Origin of the sequence: Puniceicoccus vermicola (assembly GCF_014230055.1) — a bacterium.
GTDB lineage: Bacteria > Verrucomicrobiota > Verrucomicrobiia > Opitutales > Puniceicoccaceae > Puniceicoccus > Puniceicoccus vermicola.
This window is the reverse complement of sequence record NZ_JACHVA010000053.1, coordinates 99,195-119,418: the sequence shown is the minus strand read 5'-3', so window position 1 is coordinate 119,418 and position 20,224 is coordinate 99,195. Positions and strand designations below refer to the sequence as shown.

At 55.6% G+C, this 20,224-nt stretch carries 19 protein-coding genes and 1 other RNA gene; 10 read left to right on the top strand and 10 right to left on the bottom strand.

Annotation, left to right across the window (positions count from 1 at the left end; all coding sequences use genetic code 11):
* Nucleotides 1-3: 3 nt before the first annotated feature.
* Nucleotides 4-186 carry a hypothetical protein gene (locus H5P30_RS06610; RefSeq protein ID WP_185692157.1) on the bottom strand — a complete coding sequence of 61 codons (183 nt, stop codon included), beginning with the start codon at nt 184-186 and terminating at the stop codon, nt 4-6.
* A 43-nt stretch (nt 187-229) separates the two neighbouring features.
* Here H5P30_RS06610 and H5P30_RS06605 point away from each other — a divergent pair, with 43 nt between their 5' ends.
* The gene (locus H5P30_RS06605; RefSeq protein ID WP_185692156.1) at nt 230-1,342 is read left to right on the top strand and encodes a hybrid sensor histidine kinase/response regulator; all 1,113 of its coding nucleotides are present in this window, start codon (nt 230-232) and stop codon (nt 1,340-1,342) included.
* A gap of 21 nt (nt 1,343-1,363) precedes the next feature.
* On the opposite strand, the gene H5P30_RS06600 is transcribed toward H5P30_RS06605, so the two are convergent.
* The 3 genes from H5P30_RS06600 to H5P30_RS06590 all read right to left on the bottom strand — a co-directional run bounded on the left by H5P30_RS06600 (nt 1,364) and on the right by H5P30_RS06590 (nt 3,105).
* Nucleotides 1,364-1,924, bottom strand: coding sequence for an NADPH-dependent FMN reductase (locus H5P30_RS06600; protein WP_185692155.1), 561 nt, complete (start codon nt 1,922-1,924; stop codon nt 1,364-1,366).
* Between the two features lie 189 nt (nt 1,925-2,113).
* An RNA gene (gene rnpB / locus H5P30_RS06595) (RNase P RNA component class A) lies at nt 2,114-2,491 on the bottom strand.
* Nucleotides 2,492-2,583: 92 nt separating this feature from the next.
* Entirely contained in the window at nt 2,584-3,105 is a 522-nt protein-coding gene (locus tag H5P30_RS06590) for a PEGA domain-containing protein (protein ID WP_185692154.1), read from the bottom strand.
* Between the two features lie 127 nt (nt 3,106-3,232).
* On the opposite strand from H5P30_RS06590, the gene H5P30_RS06585 reads away from it, so the two are divergent.
* From H5P30_RS06585 to mrdA, 4 genes are read left to right on the top strand one after another with little or no spacing between them, the layout of a single operon-like run.
* Entirely contained in the window at nt 3,233-4,255 is a 1,023-nt protein-coding gene (locus tag H5P30_RS06585) for a rod shape-determining protein (protein ID WP_343075433.1), read from the top strand.
* Nucleotides 4,256-4,287: 32 nt separating this feature from the next.
* Nucleotides 4,288-5,145, top strand: a complete 858-nt coding sequence (gene mreC / locus H5P30_RS06580; RefSeq protein ID WP_221774299.1) for a rod shape-determining protein MreC — start codon at nt 4,288-4,290, stop codon at nt 5,143-5,145.
* Nucleotides 5,146-5,172: 27 nt separating this feature from the next.
* Nucleotides 5,173-5,694, top strand: a complete 522-nt coding sequence (locus H5P30_RS06575) for a hypothetical protein (protein WP_185692153.1) — start codon at nt 5,173-5,175, stop codon at nt 5,692-5,694.
* Between the two features lie 3 nt (nt 5,695-5,697).
* Nucleotides 5,698-7,644 carry a penicillin-binding protein 2 gene (gene mrdA / locus H5P30_RS06570; RefSeq protein WP_185692152.1) on the top strand — a complete coding sequence of 649 codons (1,947 nt, stop codon included), beginning with the start codon at nt 5,698-5,700 and terminating at the stop codon, nt 7,642-7,644.
* A gap of 52 nt (nt 7,645-7,696) precedes the next feature.
* Here the strand turns inward: mrdA and trmB are convergent, their stop codons facing one another.
* The 6 genes from trmB to recA all read right to left on the bottom strand — a co-directional run bounded on the left by trmB (nt 7,697) and on the right by recA (nt 15,463).
* Nucleotides 7,697-8,293, bottom strand: a complete 597-nt coding sequence (trmB, locus tag H5P30_RS06565; protein WP_185692151.1) for a tRNA (guanosine(46)-N7)-methyltransferase TrmB — start codon at nt 8,291-8,293, stop codon at nt 7,697-7,699.
* Nucleotides 8,290-9,582, bottom strand: a complete 1,293-nt coding sequence (locus H5P30_RS06560; RefSeq protein WP_185692150.1) for a sensor histidine kinase — start codon at nt 9,580-9,582, stop codon at nt 8,290-8,292. Before H5P30_RS06560 ends, trmB begins: the two co-directional genes overlap by 4 nt.
* Before the next feature lie 25 nt (nt 9,583-9,607).
* The gene (locus H5P30_RS06555) at nt 9,608-10,321 is read right to left on the bottom strand and encodes a winged helix-turn-helix domain-containing protein (protein WP_185692149.1); all 714 of its coding nucleotides are present in this window, start codon (nt 10,319-10,321) and stop codon (nt 9,608-9,610) included.
* A gap of 124 nt (nt 10,322-10,445) precedes the next feature.
* Nucleotides 10,446-12,320, bottom strand: a complete 1,875-nt coding sequence (gene mnmG, locus H5P30_RS06550) for a tRNA uridine-5-carboxymethylaminomethyl(34) synthesis enzyme MnmG (RefSeq protein ID WP_185692148.1) — start codon at nt 12,318-12,320, stop codon at nt 10,446-10,448.
* Nucleotides 12,317-13,672, bottom strand: a complete 1,356-nt coding sequence (gene mnmE / locus H5P30_RS06545; RefSeq protein WP_185692147.1) for a tRNA uridine-5-carboxymethylaminomethyl(34) synthesis GTPase MnmE — start codon at nt 13,670-13,672, stop codon at nt 12,317-12,319. Before mnmE ends, mnmG begins: the two co-directional genes overlap by 4 nt.
* Nucleotides 13,673-14,374: 702 nt before the next feature.
* Complete coding sequence (gene recA / locus H5P30_RS06540; RefSeq protein ID WP_185692146.1) at nt 14,375-15,463, bottom strand: recombinase RecA; 1,089 nt, start codon at nt 15,461-15,463, stop codon at nt 14,375-14,377.
* A 254-nt stretch (nt 15,464-15,717) separates the two neighbouring features.
* On the opposite strand from recA, the gene H5P30_RS06535 reads away from it, so the two are divergent.
* From H5P30_RS06535 to H5P30_RS06515, 5 genes are all read left to right on the top strand, one after another.
* Nucleotides 15,718-15,939 (top strand): Nif11-like leader peptide family natural product precursor, encoded by a 222-nt coding sequence (locus H5P30_RS06535; protein WP_185692145.1) that lies wholly within the window; start codon nt 15,718-15,720, stop codon nt 15,937-15,939.
* Nucleotides 15,940-16,098: 159 nt separating this feature from the next.
* Nucleotides 16,099-16,746, top strand: a complete 648-nt coding sequence (locus H5P30_RS06530) for an HAD hydrolase-like protein (RefSeq protein WP_185692144.1) — start codon at nt 16,099-16,101, stop codon at nt 16,744-16,746.
* A complete protein-coding gene (locus tag H5P30_RS06525; RefSeq protein ID WP_185692143.1) occupies nt 16,743-18,071 on the top strand; it encodes an MFS transporter in 1,329 nt (442 codons plus the stop codon). The genes H5P30_RS06530 and H5P30_RS06525 overlap by 4 nt, the downstream gene beginning before the upstream one ends.
* A gap of 122 nt (nt 18,072-18,193) precedes the next feature.
* Nucleotides 18,194-19,180 carry a DNA polymerase ligase N-terminal domain-containing protein gene (locus H5P30_RS06520; protein ID WP_185692142.1) on the top strand — a complete coding sequence of 329 codons (987 nt, stop codon included), beginning with the start codon at nt 18,194-18,196 and terminating at the stop codon, nt 19,178-19,180.
* Between the two features lie 30 nt (nt 19,181-19,210).
* A complete protein-coding gene (locus H5P30_RS06515) occupies nt 19,211-20,023 on the top strand; it encodes a DUF1206 domain-containing protein (protein WP_185692141.1) in 813 nt (270 codons plus the stop codon).
* The last annotated feature ends 201 nt before the right edge of the window (nt 20,024-20,224 follow it).

Here is a 20,224-nt window from a genome sequence, read left to right as displayed (position 1 = left end):
TTCTTATTCTTCAAAACCGTTACACATCCCGCTCGTCGAAACAAGCTTGTCCTCCAAGTCCTCACGATCTCGGAAATCGTCTGCTTCAGGAGGTAGGATCGGGGAAATTTGCAGAAGCCTCATGGCCTCGAAAACCAATGCCTTCACTGAGTCGGCAATCAAAGTTCTGGCTATCCCGCGATCCATAGCAATAATCTATAAAATCCGCTAATTGGAATTACCCTAAGACATGGAAGCGAAGACATTGGTCCTGCTCGTAGAGGACGACACCTATTTACTAGAGGTGGCGACCGACTATCTCCGTGAGATCGGATATGAGGTGAACTCTGCACGCTCGGGACAGGAAGCCTTGGAGAAAGCCAAGAAGGTACAACCCGATATCATCGTAAGTGATATCATGATGCAGAATGGAAACGGGCTTTATCTTCTCGAGAACCTCAAGCGCCATCCAGCCACTCACCTCATCCCCTTCATCTTCGTCACCGCCCGGGGTTCCCGCACCGACATGCGGAAGGGTATGGCTCTCGGCGCGGACGACTACATTACCAAGCCCTTCAATCTGGATGAGCTCGAGCTTGCGATTCGCAGTCAGCTCGAAAAAGTCGAGCGTCGTTCAAAAGCGTCGGCCGCCTTCGACCAAAGGCACCTGCTCTCCCTGCCGCACGAACTGCGCACCCCCTTGAATGGTATTCTCGGGATCACTGATCTGATGATCGACGGAATCCGGCGAGGCCGCATCCCAAGTCCATCGGAGTTGGAAGAAAACGTCGAAATCCTTCACGAATCGGGCCTCCGTCTCTTCCGACTCATTGAGAACTACCTCCTTTACTACGAACTCCGACTCGCCACCGGAAATCCTCGTCGCATCGATCTCTACCTAAATCAACCCGCCGAAGTTCCGATCCCGGCCTCCTTTTTCGGGGAACTCTGTAAACGGCACAAGAGACCGAACGATGTCCGGATCAATATGACCCCGGCCACCCTTCCCATCGGCACCGAACTTTTCCTGAAAATTATTTCCGAGCTGGTCGACAATTCCCTGAAATTCTCGGATCCACACGAATCCGTTCACGTCACCGGCTACGAGGAGCGCGGGCAATACGTCATCACCGTCATCGACAACGGATTGGGGATGACGTCTGAGCAGATCGAAAATGTCGCCCCATTTACCCAATTCGACCGAGAGGATCTGGAGCAACAGGGAGTCGGCCTCGGTCTCTGTCTCGTCCGGCTGATCGCCGAAGTGTTCGACCTAGAGCTCAAGATCGAATCGGGACCCAGCAAAGGAACCAGCGTTTCGCTCTTACTCCCGCTCAATGAAGAACGCTACGAGGCGAAATAGCTCATTCCGCCAGGGTTCGGATCAGCTCGGCGTTCCCCGTTCGGCTTGAAGCGTAGTGGCCAAGCCCTCGGTAAACCCGATTAAATCGGAGCCCAAACGCCGAATCCGCTCCCGCACCTCGGCATTCTCCAGCTCCCCATTCTCCCCGAAAGCACTGCCATCGGTGTAGACAAATCGGGGAATGATCACGCAGCGAAAATCGATCATGAGGCTGTTGGCCAGTGGCAGCACGGACATATAGCTCGAAGACCCACCCGCCGCGGCAATGAACCCGACGACCTTGCCCGCCCAACAACCCGATCCCGTCATCTCGATCAGATTCTTGGAGGCCGCATTAAAATCATAGTTATAAATGGGTCCAGCGAGGATGACCCCGTCAGCATTGCTCACTTTTTCCGCAACCGGTCCCACCCGCTCATCTCCATAAGCGGCACCTCCATCGCAAAACGGAAGCGAGTGCTCACACAAGTCGAGCCAATCCACCGATTGGCCCACCTCCTCCAAGTCGTTTCGGGCCAATTCCGCCATCACTCGGCTTCGGCTCTTCCCACGAAGGCTGCAACTCACGATTAAATAACGCATGGGGTCTACATTCGCACTCCTTGCGAGAAGCGCAAAACGAAATCGCAAATCGTCCCGCCCTCTCGCCGCTTTCAATGAGAAGAAACCGGGCCCATCCTACGGCCAATGCATGAAAAACCAGCCGCCGAAGGCCTTTTGCGAGGTTCCCGAGTCAACGAATTGGAACCTGGCCTACTATTGAGAAAAAGAGATCTTTGAAGCACTATAAGCCGGATTTTGTCTCCATTGCCGAAGCCATGGAGGGCATTCATTCATCTACGCCGACCGAGATCGACGTTCCCGCTTGCGCGGGATGCAGCTAAACCCGGGACCAATGGACGGGTCGCCCGATCCCCTATTCGCCTTGCACCGGATTGGGTTTATCCTGCCCCGTCGGTTACCCTTCGGGCGGTGGGCTCTTACCCCACCATTTCAACCTTACCTCTTTCGAGGCGGTATATTTTCTGTGACACTATCCGTCGCACCCTTTTTCAACAATGCGCCCCTCCTTTCAAAGGGAATCCTACCCTGTGGTGTCCGGACTTTCCTCTCTCCCCCGGAGGGAAAAGCGAATGCCCGTGCTTCAAAGATCGGCCCGTAGCCTACGCTGACCGTAGTCTTTGGCAACCCTCTTCACGTCCCTACTTGGGAGCGCAGATCGAAGAAACTCAGCCGGAGGGTTATTTCATTCGCTCCTGAACCTGAGTCAGGGCGATGGCCGCTTCGCCATCCGTCAATTCTCCCGCTTCGCGTTCTTTCTGGATGCGTTGGATCAACTTGTCAGCCTCCTCCTCGGTCAGAGTGCTGCCGTACCCCATGAGGCCTTCATAAGTCATATCCACTGAAACCGGATTGGGATCCAGGTCTCGGTAGTAGCCGGATTCCCGCAGGGGACCGAAGACGACTTTGGGCTCTCCGCCCTCGGTGACTGAGGGAAAGACCATGACCTCTTCGGAGACAAAACCGACTTTGCGGACTTCGACCCGGTGGGGCACCTGCCGATTGAGGCTCACATCAACGGGGCTGTTGCCAATAAATTTGCCGTCCACGTAGACGTAAGCGCCGGTTGGACGGGTGTCCACATCGACCGTCTGATTGGAACCGATTCCGCATCCTCCCAGGAAAAGGGACGCCAACAACGACACAATTGCCCCGAGGCGACCGGGGGAAAGAACTTCACAACGCCTGAAACGAATTGACATGGGACCAGCAACATTCAAAACAACTGACTGAGCGACAACATTTTTCGCTCTTTTCTTCATTATTTCCGTGCTCTTCGATCTTCGGTTCGACTAGACTCATCTATCATTTCTTCATTCGTAAATTCCCGTGTTCGGACTCCTCTCCAATGACATCGGCATCGACCTAGGTACCGCCAACTGCCTAGTTTTCGCCAAGGATAAAGGAATCGTTCTGCGGGAGCCGAGCGTTGTCGCCGTCTATTCCTCCTCACGCAAGGTATGCGCCGTCGGGGAAGAAGCGAAACGAATGCTGGGAAGAACCCCGGGCACCATCACCGCACTGCGGCCGATGAAAGACGGGGTCATCGCTGATTTTGAGATCACGGAGGCCATGCTCCGGCACTTTATCCGCAAGGTGCAGAAGAGCATGAAGTTTGTTCCACCGCGGGTCGTGGTGGCAGTTCCCTCGGGCATTACCGAAGTCGAACGCCGGGCGGTGAAGGAATCCGCGATCAACGCAGGTGCCCGCGACGTAATTTTGATTGAAGAACCGATGGCGGCAGCAATCGGGGTCGGACTTCCAATTCAGGAACCGACTGCGAACATGATCGTCGATATCGGTGGCGGCACGACCGAGGTCGCCCTGATCTCGCTCGCCGGGGTGGTTTATACGAAGAGTATCCGCGTCGGAGGGGATGAGCTCGATAGCTCCATCGTCAATTACATGAAGCGGGCCTACAACCTCACCATTGGGGAGCGAACCGCTGAAGAAATTAAATTGAAGCTCGGATCCGCGTTTCCGCTGGAGAAGGAGCTGACCATGGAAGTGAAGGGCCGCGATTCGGTCGCGGGCCTCCCGAAGACCATTCACATCTCCTCTCAGGAGATCCGTGAAGCTCTGGCCGATACCATCGGCGCCATTCTGGAGCTGGTTCGCAATGCTCTGGAGCGTTGTCCGCCAGAACTTTCGGCCGATCTGGTAGACCGAGGCTTTGTTCTCGCTGGTGGGGGTGCCCTCATCCGCGGCCTCGACCGTATGCTCAGCGACGGAACCGGTCTCCCCGTGTTCGCGGCAGACGATCCGCTCAGCGCCGTCGCCATGGGCACCGGCAAGGTTCTGGAAGAGCTCGAATGGCTCATCAAAGAAATCGCGATCCATCGTAAAGACTGACCCGCGGGGGTCCTCTCCCGGAGAATCTTCTCTTGCTCCGCTTACGATCTCAGGCCAGCAAACCTTTCCTCATTCTGGGACTGCTCTTGCTGGCATGGCTCTTGATCCCACCGGCGATCAAACGCTTCAGCCGCAACTCTCTCTACGAGTTTCAGGCTCCTTCGGCGATTCTCGCCTCTCACATGGAGGATTTGGGAACCTACTGGTCAATCCGCACCCGCTCGAAGCGGGATCTCATCGAAACTGGAAAGGAGCTCTCCCGCCTCAACGCCCTCTACCGGATTCAAGCCGGAGAAACCACCGCCCTCCGCAATTACAATCTAAGACTTCAGGAGCTTCTGAAGATCCCCTCCCCTCCGGATTTTCGCTATGAGGTGGCCCAAGTCGTCCGACGCGACCTCAGCAACTGGTGGCAACAACTAATCATCCGCAAGGGGCGCGACGCGGGCATCGTCCCTGGGGCCGGGGTCGTTTTCGCTGGCGGAGTCGTCGGCCGCGTGCGTGAAGTGCACGCCTATACCTCTACCGTGGATCTCCTCAGTAGCCGCACCTTTCGCATGGCGGCCCACTTTTCCGGGGATACCCGCCCAGTCCGCTATGAGGGAAGCCAAGTCCCTTCGCTCCGGAATCCCAAAGGAACGGTGCGCGATGTCCCCTCGGACCTCTACGCTTCACCCGAGGAGCCGCTAGTCCTCGTCTCTTCGCGCCTTGGGGGCGTCTTTCCGGACGGTCTGCGCATCGGCGAAGTGCGCTTTCTGGAGACAGATTCGAGTGGTCTCTTCCAAAGAGGAATCGTTCAGCTCAGCGAGGATCTATTGAATCTGAATGAAGTATCGGTCCTCATCCCTGCCGGACCCGCCGCCAAAGAGATCTTTAACGAAGCCCCCTAGACTCTGGGTGGAACCACTTGCTCCTGCATGAAACTGCTCCGTCAGGCTCTTGTCGCTCTCCTCACCAACCTCTTGGTGCTTTTTCTCGTGCTGGAGCTGAACTCGTCGATTTCTCCTCTGGGAATCTATCTAACCATTGGCGGCATCCTCGTGGTCTATCCCGCCTTCAGTCTTTCTCCGGTTGCGGGGATGCCCGTTGTCTTAATCACCGGGTTTATGTGGGGTGCGACCCTTCCTCTCCCACTGGGAGTTCTCCCTTTCGCTCTGGGAGTCATCTACGCCGGGCTCTTTCGAATGCGTAACCGATTTCGCAGCCGGCGCACATTCCACCTCGCCACGGTGGCGACAGGGTCCAACCTCCTTCTCCTCATTTTCCTCGGAATCTGGTTTTTCCCCTCCTCGGGATGGAGCCCCTACCTCATCCGCTTCCTCCTGGAAACTCTATTGTCGGAAGCCGCCGTTTTCCTTCTCTCTTTCTGGATATTTGACCTTCAGGAACGTTGTGTTGACCTTCTGGGAGCTCAACCTACTCCCGATGAGATGACCTAAATCATGGCGACCCACAAAAAAGGTAACGAAACGGCACCGCCCCCAGGCAAGCCGCAGCCATTTGATTTTCAAACCCGTCGCAACCGTCGACTGATCCCCTTTGTTGTCATCACTCTCGTCGGCTTCTCGATCCTCATCAGCCAGCTGTTCATGGAACAACTGGTGAATCGAGAGGAACACCTGGAAAGGGAGAAGCAACAAACCATGCGGCGCATCCTGCTCCCGGGTCCCCGTGGCAATATTCTCGACCGCAATGGCGATCTCCTCGTCGGCAACCGGGCCCGATTCTCCGCGGCCGTCTTTCTGAATTCCCTCCGCAAGGAGTTTCGCACCGAGTATCTTTCGCGCGCCGGGGCCATCAAGCGGCAGGAAGCGGAAACCGGCGAAGAGGTCGACATCTCCAACAATGACTTGATCTGGAACTCCCGGATGGCGGTCATCCAGTATCACCTCGACGAGATTAGCCGGATCCTCGGGCGCCCGGTCTCGATTACCCGCCGCGAACTGGAAAGCCATTTCAACAACCGCATTCTCCTTCCGCTAAAGCTGGTTTCCGACCTCAGCGAGGAAGAATACGCACGCCTTGTCGACCAGCTCCCGCCCAACTCCCCCGTCCACGTTTGGACCGAGAGTGCCCGCTACTATCCCTACGGCAATCTCGCGGCGCATACCCTCGGCTATGTCGTCAGCCGGGAGGTGAACCTCCCCGAAGACGAAGAGGATAATAGCGAGCTCATGACCTTCAGCTACTACGGCAAGGTCGGGAAAGCTGGAGTGGAACGCTCTTTCGAGGAACTCCTCGACGGGAAAAGCGGTCAGGAGGTCTGGCGGGTCGATCCCCAGGGCTTTCAGTACGAGCGCCTATCCCTCATTCGGCCGGAACAGGGAGAGGATCTGAATCTGAGCATCGATGTTGCCATCCAACAAGCGGCGCAGCGCGGGCTTGAGGGGAAAGTCGGTGCCGCGGTCGCCATGAATCCGAAAACCGGTGAGGTTCTTGCCTTGGCGAGCAGCCCGACCTACGACCTCAACGACCTCACTCCCTACATCCCCAGCGACGTATACCGCGAGATCGATCAAGCGGGGGGATGGCTCAACCGCGCGATTCAGGGACTCTACCCTCCCGGCTCCACCTTCAAACCCGTCACCGCCATCGCCGCCTTTCGCAAAGGGGTACTTGAGCCGTACGAGATCCTCTTCTGTGGCTCCAGCTACCGGGTGGGCAATCGCAACTTCCCCGAACACTCCAATCCCGGATTCGGCGAGATCGCCCTCCCCCGCGCTCTTGCCGTGAGCTCCAACGTCTTTTTCTACCAAATCGGCCTTCGGGCCGGCATCGACTGGATCGCCGATACGGCCCGCCTCTTCGGGATGGACAAGCCGACGGGCATCGAGCTTCCCTTCGAAACCTCCCGCGAGATCGTTCCCGACCGGCAGTGGAAGAAAGAGACACAAGGCACTTCCTGGTTCCCCGGCGACACAGCGAATACGTCCATCGGGCAAGGTTTTCTCCGGGTGACCCCACTGAATATGGCCGTCGTCGCCGCTGGTCTGGCTTCCGGAAAAACCGGGATCCGCCCCACCCTCGTCCGCCGCGATGATGGATGGACCCCCGACTACGAACTGAAGCCCCTCCCCCTAACCCAGGAAGAATACGGCAGCATCGTCGAGGGGATGATCCGAGCGGTTGAAGAAGGAACGGCCCGCAGAACCCGATTTACCGATCTCACCGTGGCGGGAAAAACCGGAACCGCTCAAGTCTACCCGGACGGGAAAGCTCTGACCCTGGCTTGGTTCATCGGCTTCGCCCCGGTCGAAGACCCCGAAATCGCCGTTGCCGTAGTCGTCGAAGGAGTCTCCGCCGATGACCAATATCACGGAGGAACCACTGCCGCCCCCGTCGCTCGAGAGATTTTTCAAGCCTGGCAGACGACACGCCCCATCCGCTGATAGCCCGATCTGGGCCTGAAGAAGGCTCCCCTCGGATCCGGTTGAGCTCGCTCTAGACGCGAACGGCCGTCAAGGCCCCGTGCACTCCCAACATGTCCTTGAAGTAGCTTCCCGCCTCATGCGGCCAGGGCAGTTCCACGGATTTCCAAGCGGGATGAGCCTCCAAACTCTCACGGCTCCATTCAAAGAAAGGCGCATCATCGGTCCGAAAATAAAACTCGCAACCCGGAGAAGCCGCAGCTGCCATCCGATCCAGAAAGGCAGGTCCTGTCATGCGATTCTTGGCGTGCCGCTTCTTCGGCCAAGGATCGGGGTGCAGGAGAAAAATCCGCTTCAGGGCGACTGTTTCAGGCCAGGCTTCGAGGGTTTCTGTGGCCTCCGCCTTGAGAAACAGCGTGTTCGTCAGATCCCTCTTCGCGACCTTTGCTTCGGCCAGGCGGATCCTGCGGGAAATGAGGTCGACGCCGATCAAGCGCTCCTCGGGTGAATTTTCCGCCAAGGAAGTCAGCCAGTGGCCGTGGCCACATCCAATCTCCAGCGAGACGCGAGTACCGCCCTCCCCTAAAAACTCTGCCATTCGCTCCGACAGTTGACGGATCCTCTCCGCCCGCCTCGCTTCGGCGATCGCTCGTCCTGACTGCTCCATCATCGCTCCTCGACATTGGATGCAACCGGAAAGACGCAGATGAATTGGGTGCCTTTTGGTATTCTTGCTTCAACTCTCACATTACCCCCATGAGCAAACATCGCGTGTCTGACAATACTCAAGCCAAGACCGGTACCCCCCGTCATGCGCGAGTGGCCGACATCGACCCGATAAAAGCGTTGAAAAATCCGATCTCGCGCCGGTTCCGGGATGCCCGCCCCATCATCGGCCACCACCATATCCACCAGACCATTCTCTTGATCGTAGCGGACCAGAATCTCGACGAAAGTCAGGGTTTTCCCATGCTTGATGGCATTCTCCACCAGATTCGTCAGAATCCTCGCGAAAAACAGTCGATCCAAATCCACCTCAATGGGTTCTTCCGGCAATGAAAGCCGGAGATCCACTTCCTCATTCTGACCAGCCCGGAAGTCAGCGACAAAATCGCGGATCGCCCCCTGCAGGCTGCAGCGTTCTCGCTTCAACTCCAGTGAGCGGGATTCCAACCGCGACAGACTCAGTAAATCCTCAACCAGCGCGTGCAACCGCCCCGTGTTCCGAAAGACCTTTTCGGTAAAGGAGCGCCGCTGCTCGTCGCTGAGCTGATCCCCACTCTCGTGTAGCGTCTCAGCAAACCCCTTGATGATCGTAATCGGAGTCCTCAATTCGTGAGATACATTCGCGGCGAAATCCTTCCGGATCCCTTCCAACCTCTTCAACCGGGTAATATCGTTCACCAGAAACAAGCTCAGGCGCTTTTTCGCATCCCCTGCGAGAGGATCCATTGCCGAACCTGAAATCTCCAGCCATGCGGTCCTCCCCAAGAGATCTACTCGGATCTGACGCCGTCCATAAACGCCGGAGTTTCGCACCTGATGGACAAAATCCAAAAACACTGGGTGGTGGATAAACTTCTCCACCCGCTTCCCGACCAACGATTTTCCTTCATGGAGCAATCGATCCGCGGAAGGATTGGAGACCACGATGCGATTTTCCCAATCGATGAGGAGAGCGCCCTCCCTCATATTTCGGAAAGTCGTCTGGATTTGCTCCATTTGGGACGCATTCTTCGCTCGAACCCGACTCCTCTCCTCCATCATGTCCCGCACGGAGATTAGCAGCTTATCCAAACCAATTTTCGCCGCTAATTTGGCCTCCGAATCGAGCAGCAACTGCTGATCCGCCTCGACCGATTGTTCCAGATCACGAATCAGCCGACGAGCCTTCCTCCACCGCAGCTCATAAAAGCTGGTGACGAGAATCAGAACAATAATAAGGAGGAAAGCGAACAACGGGGGTCTCCGAAAAGAAAGAGATCTAGCTCTCGGAATTCGAGAGCTCCACCATGCGATAGCCTACGCCGCGCACAGTTTCAATCATTCCCGAGCAAGAGCCCAACTTTTCACGAAGGCGCCGGACATGGGTATCGACAGTCCGCGTCTCCGTATCGCTCTCGTAATTCCACACCCGCGCTAGAAGAGTCTCCCGAGACAGCACCTGATTCGGATTTTCCATCAACAGTTGGAGCAATTTGAACTCCGTCAGAGTCAGCATCATCGTCTCGTCATCGACATAAACCTGATGCAAGTCCCTATCAGCACGAAGGTTACCCATCTCCAACTGTCGAGAAGACGCATTTTTAGCCTCCACCGCACGCTTCAGAACCGCGCGTATCCGTAGAATCAGTTCCCTCGAATCAAAAGGTTTGCCGAGATAATCATCGACCCCCGTTTCAAGACCCTTGATACGGTCCTCGGGCTCACCCCGGGCGGTTAAAAAGATAACCGGAATGCTCTGCAACTCACGGTCCGCCTTCAAGGTATGGCAAATCTGATACCCATTCAAATCCGGCATCATCACATCGAGCAGAATGAGATCGGGACGAAATTCCCGGACCAGGCCCAAAGCCTTCTGAGGGATGTTGGTCACCTTGGGAACGAAGCCAGCGCTCTCGAGCTGAAACGTCAAAAGATCCGTGGTGTCTTTCTCGTCGTCGACGACCAGAATTCGAGCTGCTTCTTCGATTTTCATTCTTCCCATTTTTGCCTTTTCTAAAACTCTGAGAGGCCGATAAAGGCAAGACCATATCCGGAAGCCTCTCTCGATCAGAATCTATCAACGGTCGGGAAAAATGGCAATTTCCGCGGGAAATCGCCTACGACTTTGCGCGACGTTTGAGGAATACTTGCAGGATCGAAATGTCGGCGGGACTGACCCCACTAATCCGCAAAGCCTGACCTAAAGTACTCGGACGAACCTCCGCGAGCTTCTGGGCGCTCTCGTTTTTCATCCCCCTAACCTCTTCATATTCAATGCCTTTCGGAATCTTAACAGAATCAAGATTTCGGAATTTTTCGACTTCCCGCACTTCTCTTTCAAGGTAACCCTTGTAGCGGATCCGGTAGTCCAACTCGATACGCTCGCTCTCACTCCAGTCCGAAGCATCGACCAATTCTTCCAGGGGAACTCCCCTTCTCATCTGCTCGGCCCAGGTCCCATTCGCATCGCGAGTCTTCTCGAATGTTACAACATTGTTTAAAATGCGTTCCTTCTTGGCTTCGACCCGCTGGAGACGTTCGGGAGGCAAAAGTCCATATTTACGAGATGCTTCTGCCAAACGGATCTCCGCAGAATCCATGTTGAGAAGAAGCCGGAATTCCGCCCGGCTGGTAAACATTCGGTACGGCTCCTTCGTGCCCTTGGTGACGAGGTCATCGACAAGGACCCCCAAGTAGGCATCCTGACGCGACAAAACCAACGGCTCCTCGCCCCGGACCTTGGCGACTGCATTAACTCCGGCGAGAAGCCCCTGCCCCGCCGCTTCCTCATAACCTGAGGTTCCATTAATCTGGCCAGCGAAAAAGAGGTTTTCGACTTTCTTTGACTCCAGACTCGAGAAGAGCTGGGTCGGTGGCGCGAAATCATATTCTACCGCGTAAGCGGGACGCAGCATCTCGACGGATTCCATTCCAGGGATCGTCCGGAGCATTTCCGCCTGCACATCAAAGGGCAAACTGGTAGAAAGCCCATTCACGTACCACTCGTTGGTTTGAATCCCCTCCGGCTCCAGAAAAAGCCGATGCGTGTCCTTATCGGCGAACTTGACGAATTTATCCTCAATACTCGGACAATAACGCGGCCCTACCCCTTGAATCTTTCCGCCATAGAGCGGTGAGCGATGGAGATTGTCCCGAATCAGTTTTTCCGTCGCCGGCGACGTTTGAGTCATCCAGCAAGAAACGGATTGAGAGCCCGGCTTCCATCCCGGTCGATTTTCCCCCGACTGTTCCACGTGGAACAAGTCTTCATTTCCACGGGTATCGTAAAAAGCGAAGAAAACCGGCTTCTCATCACCTGGCTGCTCCTTCATCTGCGAAAAATCCAACGATTTCCCTAAAATCCGCGGCGGTGTGCCCGTTTTCAGCCTTTCCAGCTCGATCCCAGCCTCCAAAAAGCTTCCAGAGAGTCCTTCCGCCGAAAAATCGCCCAAGCGCCCTCCTTTATTCTGATTCTCCCCAATGTGCATCAAACCACGGAGAAAGGTTCCGGTGGTCACAATTACGGTTTTGCCGTAGAAATCGATCCCCAAGGAGGTTTGCACGCCGACGACGCGATCCCCTTCGTAGATCAACCCGGTGACCATGGCCTGAAAGAGAGTCAGATCCTTCTGCCACTCGAGAGTCTGCTTCATTCGCAATTGGTAGGCCTTTTTATCGCATTGGGCCCGTGCGGCTCGCACCGCAGGTCCTTTGGAGGAATTCAAAAGGCGAAACTGAATCGAGGTGGTATCAGCATTCACCGCCATCTCACCGCCCAGAGCGTCGATTTCCCGGACAATGTGCCCCTTAGCCTGGCCGCCAATAGCGGGATTGCAGCTCATTTGAGCGACTGTATCCAGATTTCCGGTTAACACCAAGGTGTCCGCGCCCCGGCGTGCCGCTGCCAACCCGGCTTCACAGCCAGCATGACCGGCTCCGCAGACGATGACCTCGTAGGGGTGATCCGACCCGTATCGTAGTGAAAGACTCATTTTCCGATGCAAAAGTCCCCAAAGAGAACATCCAACATGTCCTCATTGTCAATGGTGCCCACAATGGCCCCGAGTTCATCCAAGGCATCCCGAAGATCAGGAGCCACACACTCGGTTGAGATTCCGGACACCAAGGCCTCCCGAGCACGAACCAAGGAATCCCTGCAGGACTGCAAGTGTCCAATATGGCGACGATTGTAGAGGACCCGATTCTCGGCTCCTTCGAGTAGTTCCGAACGGATTCGCGACTCCCAGATCTCCCGCAACTCATGAATCCCCGTACCAGCCTTGGCGGAGATCGTCACACGCGGTAGATTCGGCAAGAATTCCGGATCGGGCGCGAAGTCGGCTTGATCCGATTTATTCCAAACCAAAAGGGAATTTTCCGGGGTCATTCGCTCCAGCAACTCGTCGGGGAGAGTGGGGGAGGGGGCGGAACCATCGAGGACAAGCAAGAGAAAATCCGCACCCCCAGCAACCTTTTCAGTTCTCCTAAGCCCCTCCAATTCAATAACATCCGTAGATTTTCGAAACCCTGCTGTATCGAATATTTGAATACAATAAGGACCCAACTGAAGAACGTCCTGTAAATAGTCGCGGGTCGTACCCTCGGTTTCACTGACAATCGCTCGATCTTCTCCGAGGAGTTGATTCAAAAGACTACTTTTACCAGCATTCACGACACCCAAGAGGACCGTGCGAACCCCCCGGTGCAAAAGCTCCCGTTGACGCCCCGTCGACAACATTGAATCCAACTGTCGCAACGTATGATCGATTTCCGCGATCGGACCCTCCTGATTTTCATCCGGGAGATCTTCCTCTGGAAAGTCGATAAAGGCCTCTACGTGAGCACGAATTGCCAACAATTCATCGACCCTGGACTGAATTTCCTTCCCCAATCCGCCCGCCAGTTGACGATGAGCCGCCTCGAGTGCGGCCGCGCTCCGGGCCTCAATCAGATCTGCAACCGCCTCAGCCTGAGAGAGATCCATTCTTCCCTCCAAAAAGGCGGTCCGGGTAAATTCTCCAGGATCAGCCATTCGGCATCCCCGACAACCGAGGTCTTCGAGAATTTGTTCCACGAGGAACATATTGCCGTGGAGTGAGATTTCGAGAAGCTCGCGGCCAGTATAGGAGGTCGCAGCCGGAAAATGAGCATAGAGTACTTGGTCTACTTTTTCTCCACCCATTGAGCGGTAATAGCCAAGGACGGCTTTCCGAAAGTCTGCCTCCTCCGGCTTCCTCCCAAAGACATCCTGAATCAAAGAGGGGACAGCCGGACCCGAAACCCGGACCACGGCCAGAGCCGAGCTTCCAGGGGGCGTTGCCAAGGCATAAAAAGTATCGATCATGTCGAAACCACCTTTTCGGTTCCCCTCGAAAGGGTCCAGTCGAAACGCTGATGCGTTCTCATGCTGAAACCCAGACCGGAGAGGAGAGGAGAGGAGAGGAGAGGGGAGGGAAGGAGAGTGGTGAAAGAGAACCATCCAAACTTCGATTTTCTTCTATTCGACTCCATTTTAAGAAACAGACCCTCCAGAGGCGAATGTCCGTTGGTGCAGATTTATTCGCCTAAATCGTCTCGGTAAACATACGAATGGAGCGCAGGGTTCAATTGGCCCGACATATACCCAGATCGATTCTCGGGAAGTCCGAAGATGCTCTTCTCCTTCGAAACCGCTCCAACGGGGCGGAATAAATTCCGCGCTCCGAAAAGTGCTACTTGCCCACTTCAATTAGAAAAGAACTAGGTCGATGATAAGTCGGCGCAACGAAGTGGGCAGACCTTATACCGAATTTAGTAAGTTTTGACCGTCATGGTGCTGCGCAGAATCGAAGCAGTGCAAGGCGCATGGATCGGATTCGTATCGAGAGACCCTCCGATTCCTGCAGCACCGCGACCTTCAATCCAACCCCCCCCCCGAACGGGCGAGGAATGAGCCTGAGCAACGCTAATTTTGCCGCTTCTGCACCAAATTTAAGCGCTTCCGAACCGGATGTCTCCCAACTTCTGAACAGGGCCCGTCCAGATACTTCGTAAAACGACCTGAGCCTTACTTGCTTTTCTCGGCGGAATCTTCGCTGTCGTCTTCCTTCTCCTTGCCTCCGGCGAGAACGGCGCCGACCTCCACCCGAACATTCTGAAGGATCTTCTCCGTCAGCTCATCCATGAGCTCTGGGTTCTCGCGGAGGTGAGACTTCGCTGCTTCGCGGCCCTGTCCGATCAAATCTCCATTGTAGGAAATCCAAGCACCCTTCTTATCGAGGATCTTCTGTTCGACGCCGAGGTCGATGATCGAACCGGTCCGAGAGATTCCTTCGTCATAAACGATGTCGAACTCGCACTCGGTAAACGGGGCAGCGACCTTGTTCTTCACGATTTTCACACGGGTGCGGTTCCCGACCACCTTACTGGAGGGGTCTTTAATCTGGCCGATCCGGCGAATGTCCATCCGGACGGAGGCAAAGAACTTAAGGGCTCGACCCCCCGGTTGCGTTTCCGGGCTACCAAACATCACCCCAATTTTTTCACGGATCTGGTTGGTAAACAAGCAGATGCAACTGGTCTTACTAATCGCTGCAGTGAGACGGCGCATGGCCTGACTCATCAAACGCGCCTGAACCCCAACCGTGGCATCCCCCATCTGACCATCAAGCTCACTCTTCGATACGAGAGCGGCCACCGAGTCGATGACGACGATATCGATCGCACCCGAGCGGATGAGGGTTTCGGTAATGTTCAGGGCATCTTCACCGGATTCCGGCTGAGAGACCATCAGCTTGTCGAGGTCGACTCCGACGGTCTTCGCATAGCGAGGATCGAGAGCGTGCTCCACATCGATGAAGACAGCGTTGCCTCCTTTGCGTTGGGTCTCGGCGATGACACTGAGACAGAGAGTCGTCTTACCGGAAGACTCCGGCCCGTAGACTTCACAGATCCGGCCCTTGGGCAGACCTCCGACCCCGAGAGCGAGGTCAAGGGCGATCGATCCCGTCGAGATCGTCGAGATGTTCATGTTCTTCGCCTCTCCGAGACGAATCAGGGAGTTCTCGCCGAACTGCCGGTTGATGCTGGAAATTGCCAGATCGAGGTCGCGGTTGCCCGTCTTGGGGCTGTCTTTTGCAGATGATTGTTTCGCCATGGTAGTATCCTTTTGAAACCCATTGAGGACAGCTCGCGGAAAATGGCAAGTAATATGTTCGTATGTTCACTACTTTCTGTTTTCGCAGTAAACTCGTGCCCCCCAGGATCTCCGTTGATTTCTGTTCTTCGGGCCTCTCCAGCAGCAACCGTAATCGACCCAATCAGATTGGCGTATACCGTCCGCGAACTCGTGATAGATCACGCCTCTGGCACCTCCCGTGCTCCCTTTCCAGCTGCAACCAAAAGAAACCTATGTCCAAAGAAAACGTCGAAAAGCTGCTTTTTGCAGGGGGAGCTGACAAGCAAGTCCGCTATCGGTATAACGCGATCGAAACGAAGGAGAAGTTCGTCGAGACCGCCGCCGAGGATGGATACGAGTTCACCGTCGAGGAACTTGAAGCCGTTCTCAAAGAAGAAGACTTCGATTTCGAGAGCTCCGGCAATCCGCGCACACGCCAGATCTGGCTGCGATAACCTCGCGTCCAGTCTCTTTAATCTCCAATGCCGGGACGCCGGTTCGATTCGCGGATCCCGGCATCGGAACACCTAAACTCCGTTCGGAAGTAGGAGCGAACTGACACCAACGCCTCTCCCGGCTTTGACATCCTCGCGCTTCCGCGTTCCAAGAAAAGGGTGAGACGCGATTGGCAACATATCCTCTGGGATTGGAACGGAACCCTTCTCGCAGACACTACGATCTGCGTCGATGTTCTCAATGAACTGATGAAGGAGAGGGGGCTGAACCCAATCTCCCACGACCACTATCGGGAGACTTTCGATTTCCCCGTCATCGAATTCTATCGTTCGCTGGGCTTTCCCACCGAGAAAACCGACTTCGAGGCCACCTCCCATCAGTTCATCTCGCGCTACAATGAGTTGGCCGAATCCTGCCCCCTCCATCCGGGGGCTTATGACTTAATCCACGATTTGGCCCGTGAAAACCAACCCCAGTCCGTCCTCTCGGCGGCCCAACAGTCAGCCCTCGAGCTCGCCGTCAAAATCTACGGCTTCGAGGAGTGTTTTGACAGGCTCCTGGGAGCCAAGGATATCTTCGCGCACGGAAAGGAGGAGAGGGGCATCGACTGGATCAACGCCTCAGGACTCGATCCGCAAAAGGTCGTCCTCATTGGGGACACCCTCCACGACCATAAGGTCGCCGAGGCGATGGGAATCCAATGCCTTCTCGTGGCCCACGGCCATCATTCCCCGGAGCGACTGGGCCGAGCCGGCTGCCCCGTCGTAAACGGCTTCGCGGAGCTCGGGGATTGGCTCCATTCATGAGTTCCCCGGAGTCGAACAGCGTACTCCGCATCCCGAATATCCGGCTTTTCATCGGCTTTCGTGTTCTCTTCAACGCGCGCTTCTATTATCCGATCTTCACCATCCTCTTTTTGGATTTCGGATTAACGCTCGAGCAGTTTTCCATCCTCAATGCGGCCTGGGCTGCAACCATTCTCCTGGCCGAGGTGCCCTCTGGGGCTCTGGCTGATCGATGGGGTCGGCGACGCCTGGTCCGCCTCGCTGGTATCTTCATGTTTCTGGAGATGCTCTTGATCTGCCTGACTCCCGCCGGGGTCACCCCATGGCTCTTCTGGATATTCCTCCTGAACCGTATTCTATCCGGCGTAGCCGAGGCCGCGGCGAGTGGAGCGGACGAGTCTCTCGCCTACGATTCACTCAGTGAAATCGGCAGGGAAGGGGAGTGGCCCCGGGTTCTGGAGGCGCTGATGAAATTGCAGAGCGTCGGATTCTTCGTCGCCATGGTTGCGGGGGCTGCGGTCTATGATCCCAATTTTGCTGCTCGGATCTCCGGGTGGCTGGGAATCTCACGGGAGTGGACCCAAGAGGATACCCTTCACTGGCCACTCTACCTCACACTGGTCACCTCCGTCGGAGCCTTTTGGTGCGCATGGCGTATGACCGAGAGCCATGGCACCATTTCCAGCGAAGAGACCCCAGCCGAACCGATGGATCCTTGGAGAGACACTCTCCGCACGGGAAAGTGGATCCTCCGTTCTCCCATTCCTTTTCTTCTCATCTTGGGAGGTCTCTTCTATGACAGCATTGGACGAGTCTTCGCGACCCTCACCAGTGAATACTTTCGGAACATCGGGGTTCCCGAGGCCTATTATGGTCTGATTGGTGCCGGGATCGCCCTTCTCGGGCTCCTCTTACCTCGGGTAGCGCGAAAGATGGTCGAGAGCCTATCTCTTCCAACCAATACCACGATCCTCGCCATTTGGCTCACCGGATCCCTATTCGGCCTCTCCTTCCTCTTGCCGGGGTGGGGGATCATCTTTGGGGTAACCACCATGGTCGCGATGCGGTTCACCGACTTCTTCCTGAGCCACTATCTAAACCGCGAAGTCGATTCGCGACACCGGGCAACCGTCCTCAGCTTCCGCGGACTCGCCATGAACCTTGGCTATGGCTCCATCTCACTCCTTTACGGAGGATTGATCCAGTCCCTCAAAGCCAACGGAGCCACCGGAGACCAAGCCTTCCGCGAAGCCCTCAGCTACTTCGCCCCCTGGTTCCTGCTCACGCTAGTCGTCCTCGGAGTGGTGGCCCGAATACGATTACGTCGAGTTCCCCACCAGCATTAAGCTTTCCGGCCTCGCGCGACGGGTAGTCCTTTCGAACGAGGGTTTCCCCTTGGCCCTCCTGGCCCCTCCTGTCCGATGATAGAAGCCATCGCCGAAAAGATCACACTCAACCTAGGATCGAAATGGGAAACGCAAAAGCCAAACTTAGACCTTACCGCTCCAAGCGGGATTTCACGATTACCAACGAGCCCAAAGGCAAAAAGAAAGGGCGCAAACCCGCGCACCGACTCTTCGTTGTCCAGAAGCACGCCTCCAGCACGCTTCACTATGATTTCCGCTTTTCTCACAAAAAAGTCCTGAAGAGCTGGATCCTCCCGAAAGGTCCTTCCCTGAACCCCTCCAAAAAACGGGTCGCGGTCGCTACCGAAGATCATCCGGTTGAGTACGCCTTTTTCGAAGGTCCTATTCCCAGCGGCCAGTACGGAGAAGGGGAGATAATTATCTGGGACCAAGGGCGCATCAAGGTCGAGGGCAAGACCAAGAAATCGCTGAAAAAAGGAAAACTCCGCCTTCGCCTGAAAGGGAAGAAGCTTCGCGGAGCGTTCGATTTAGTCCGCACCCAGAAAGGCAAAGGAGACCATGAAGATCAATGGGTCCTGACGAAAGTCGACGACGAATACGCCGAGACAGACGGACGTCGCAAGACCGTCACTTCGGCCAAGCCCGAAAGCATTCTCAGCGGGGAGACCATCGAAGATAAACAAACTCCGACTCCAACCCAGTCGCCAGAGGAAAAACCGACCCGAAACCCAGCCGATCTTGAAAAGCCTTCCGGAGGGCAGGAAGAATTCACCGTCGTCGGGTGGATTCCCAGCGAGAATCGAGGAAGCTTTCGCTCACTCCTTCTCGCCACTCCGCAAAAAGACGGCTCTCTTCAGTACGTTGGCAAAGTCGGCGTCGGGTTCACCGATGAGAATTTGGAAACAATCGGGAAGCGCTTACAACGGCTCCAACGCAAAACATCTCCCCTCGGAGAAGAAAGCGAACTGGTTCCGGACGATGCCCAATGGGTGCGCCCCTCTCAGATCGCCGAGATTCGCTTCACCGCGAAAACTCCCAGCGGGCTCCTACGCCACGCTTCTTTCCAAAATATTCGAAACAGTCGATAACCGACAGCGAGCTTCGCACACCACACATCCGTGAAAAACAAAGTCGACCAACTGGTCCGAATCACATCGACCGCTGGGTACATCTCGCATGGACTCATTTATCTTCTCATCGGCGGCTTTGCGATCGCTGCAGGACTTACCACCTCCGACGAAAAGGACTCAGCCGGAGTCCTATTATTCATCGTAGAGCAACCTTTCGGTAAAGTTCTTCTCTGTGTCCTGATCCTTGGGCTCATATGCTTTGTCGTTTGGCGAATGACCCAGGCGTTTCTGAACACCGAGGATGAGAAGTGGCCGATGAGGGTGGCCTATTTTGTCATCGGCGTCACCTTTCTTGGGATCACTTTTCTCGCCATCAAAGCCCTCTCAGGCAGCGCCGAATCGAGCGATGATAGCGCGGAGAGCTGGAGTTCGCTGATTTTGTCTTTTCCACTGGGAAGGTGGCTTCTCGGTGTCGTCTTTGTTGTGGTTCTCGGCATCGGAGCCTATCAAGCCTACTGTGGCATCGCGAAAACTTTTGCCGATCAACTCGATCTCAGCTCTTACTCCAAGAAGGTTCGCAGCCTAATCCTCTGGACCTGCACCGTAGGCTACATGACCCGGAGCATCCTCATCCTCCTCATCGCCGCCTACCTATTTCGAGCCGTCTGGTTCCTGGATCCAGATGAAGCGCAGGGCATTGGAGGGGCTCTCGACACGATCCACGATCAGGCTTTCGGACGGTGGCTCATTTCGGCAGTCGGCCTCGGACTCATGGCTTATAGTGTTTACGCTTTTGTCCGCTCCGGGCATGGGAACATCGGTATGCCCTCAGAGGACAATTCATCCGAAAACAATGGATAGACGATTCGCAGGCGAAGGCTTCGGGTCGTGATAAATCTCCTCCTCCCCGTCGGCGAAATGATTGGATCCACCCCACAGAAACTGGTCCGAGTCCTTCCATTGATTTGAAAGGGTAGAACCACGATAGGATAGTCGTTCTACCTTTTTCCGACGTCGCCAAGGAAGCGAATCAGAACGCGAAAATTCCTGAGAAAAAAGGGT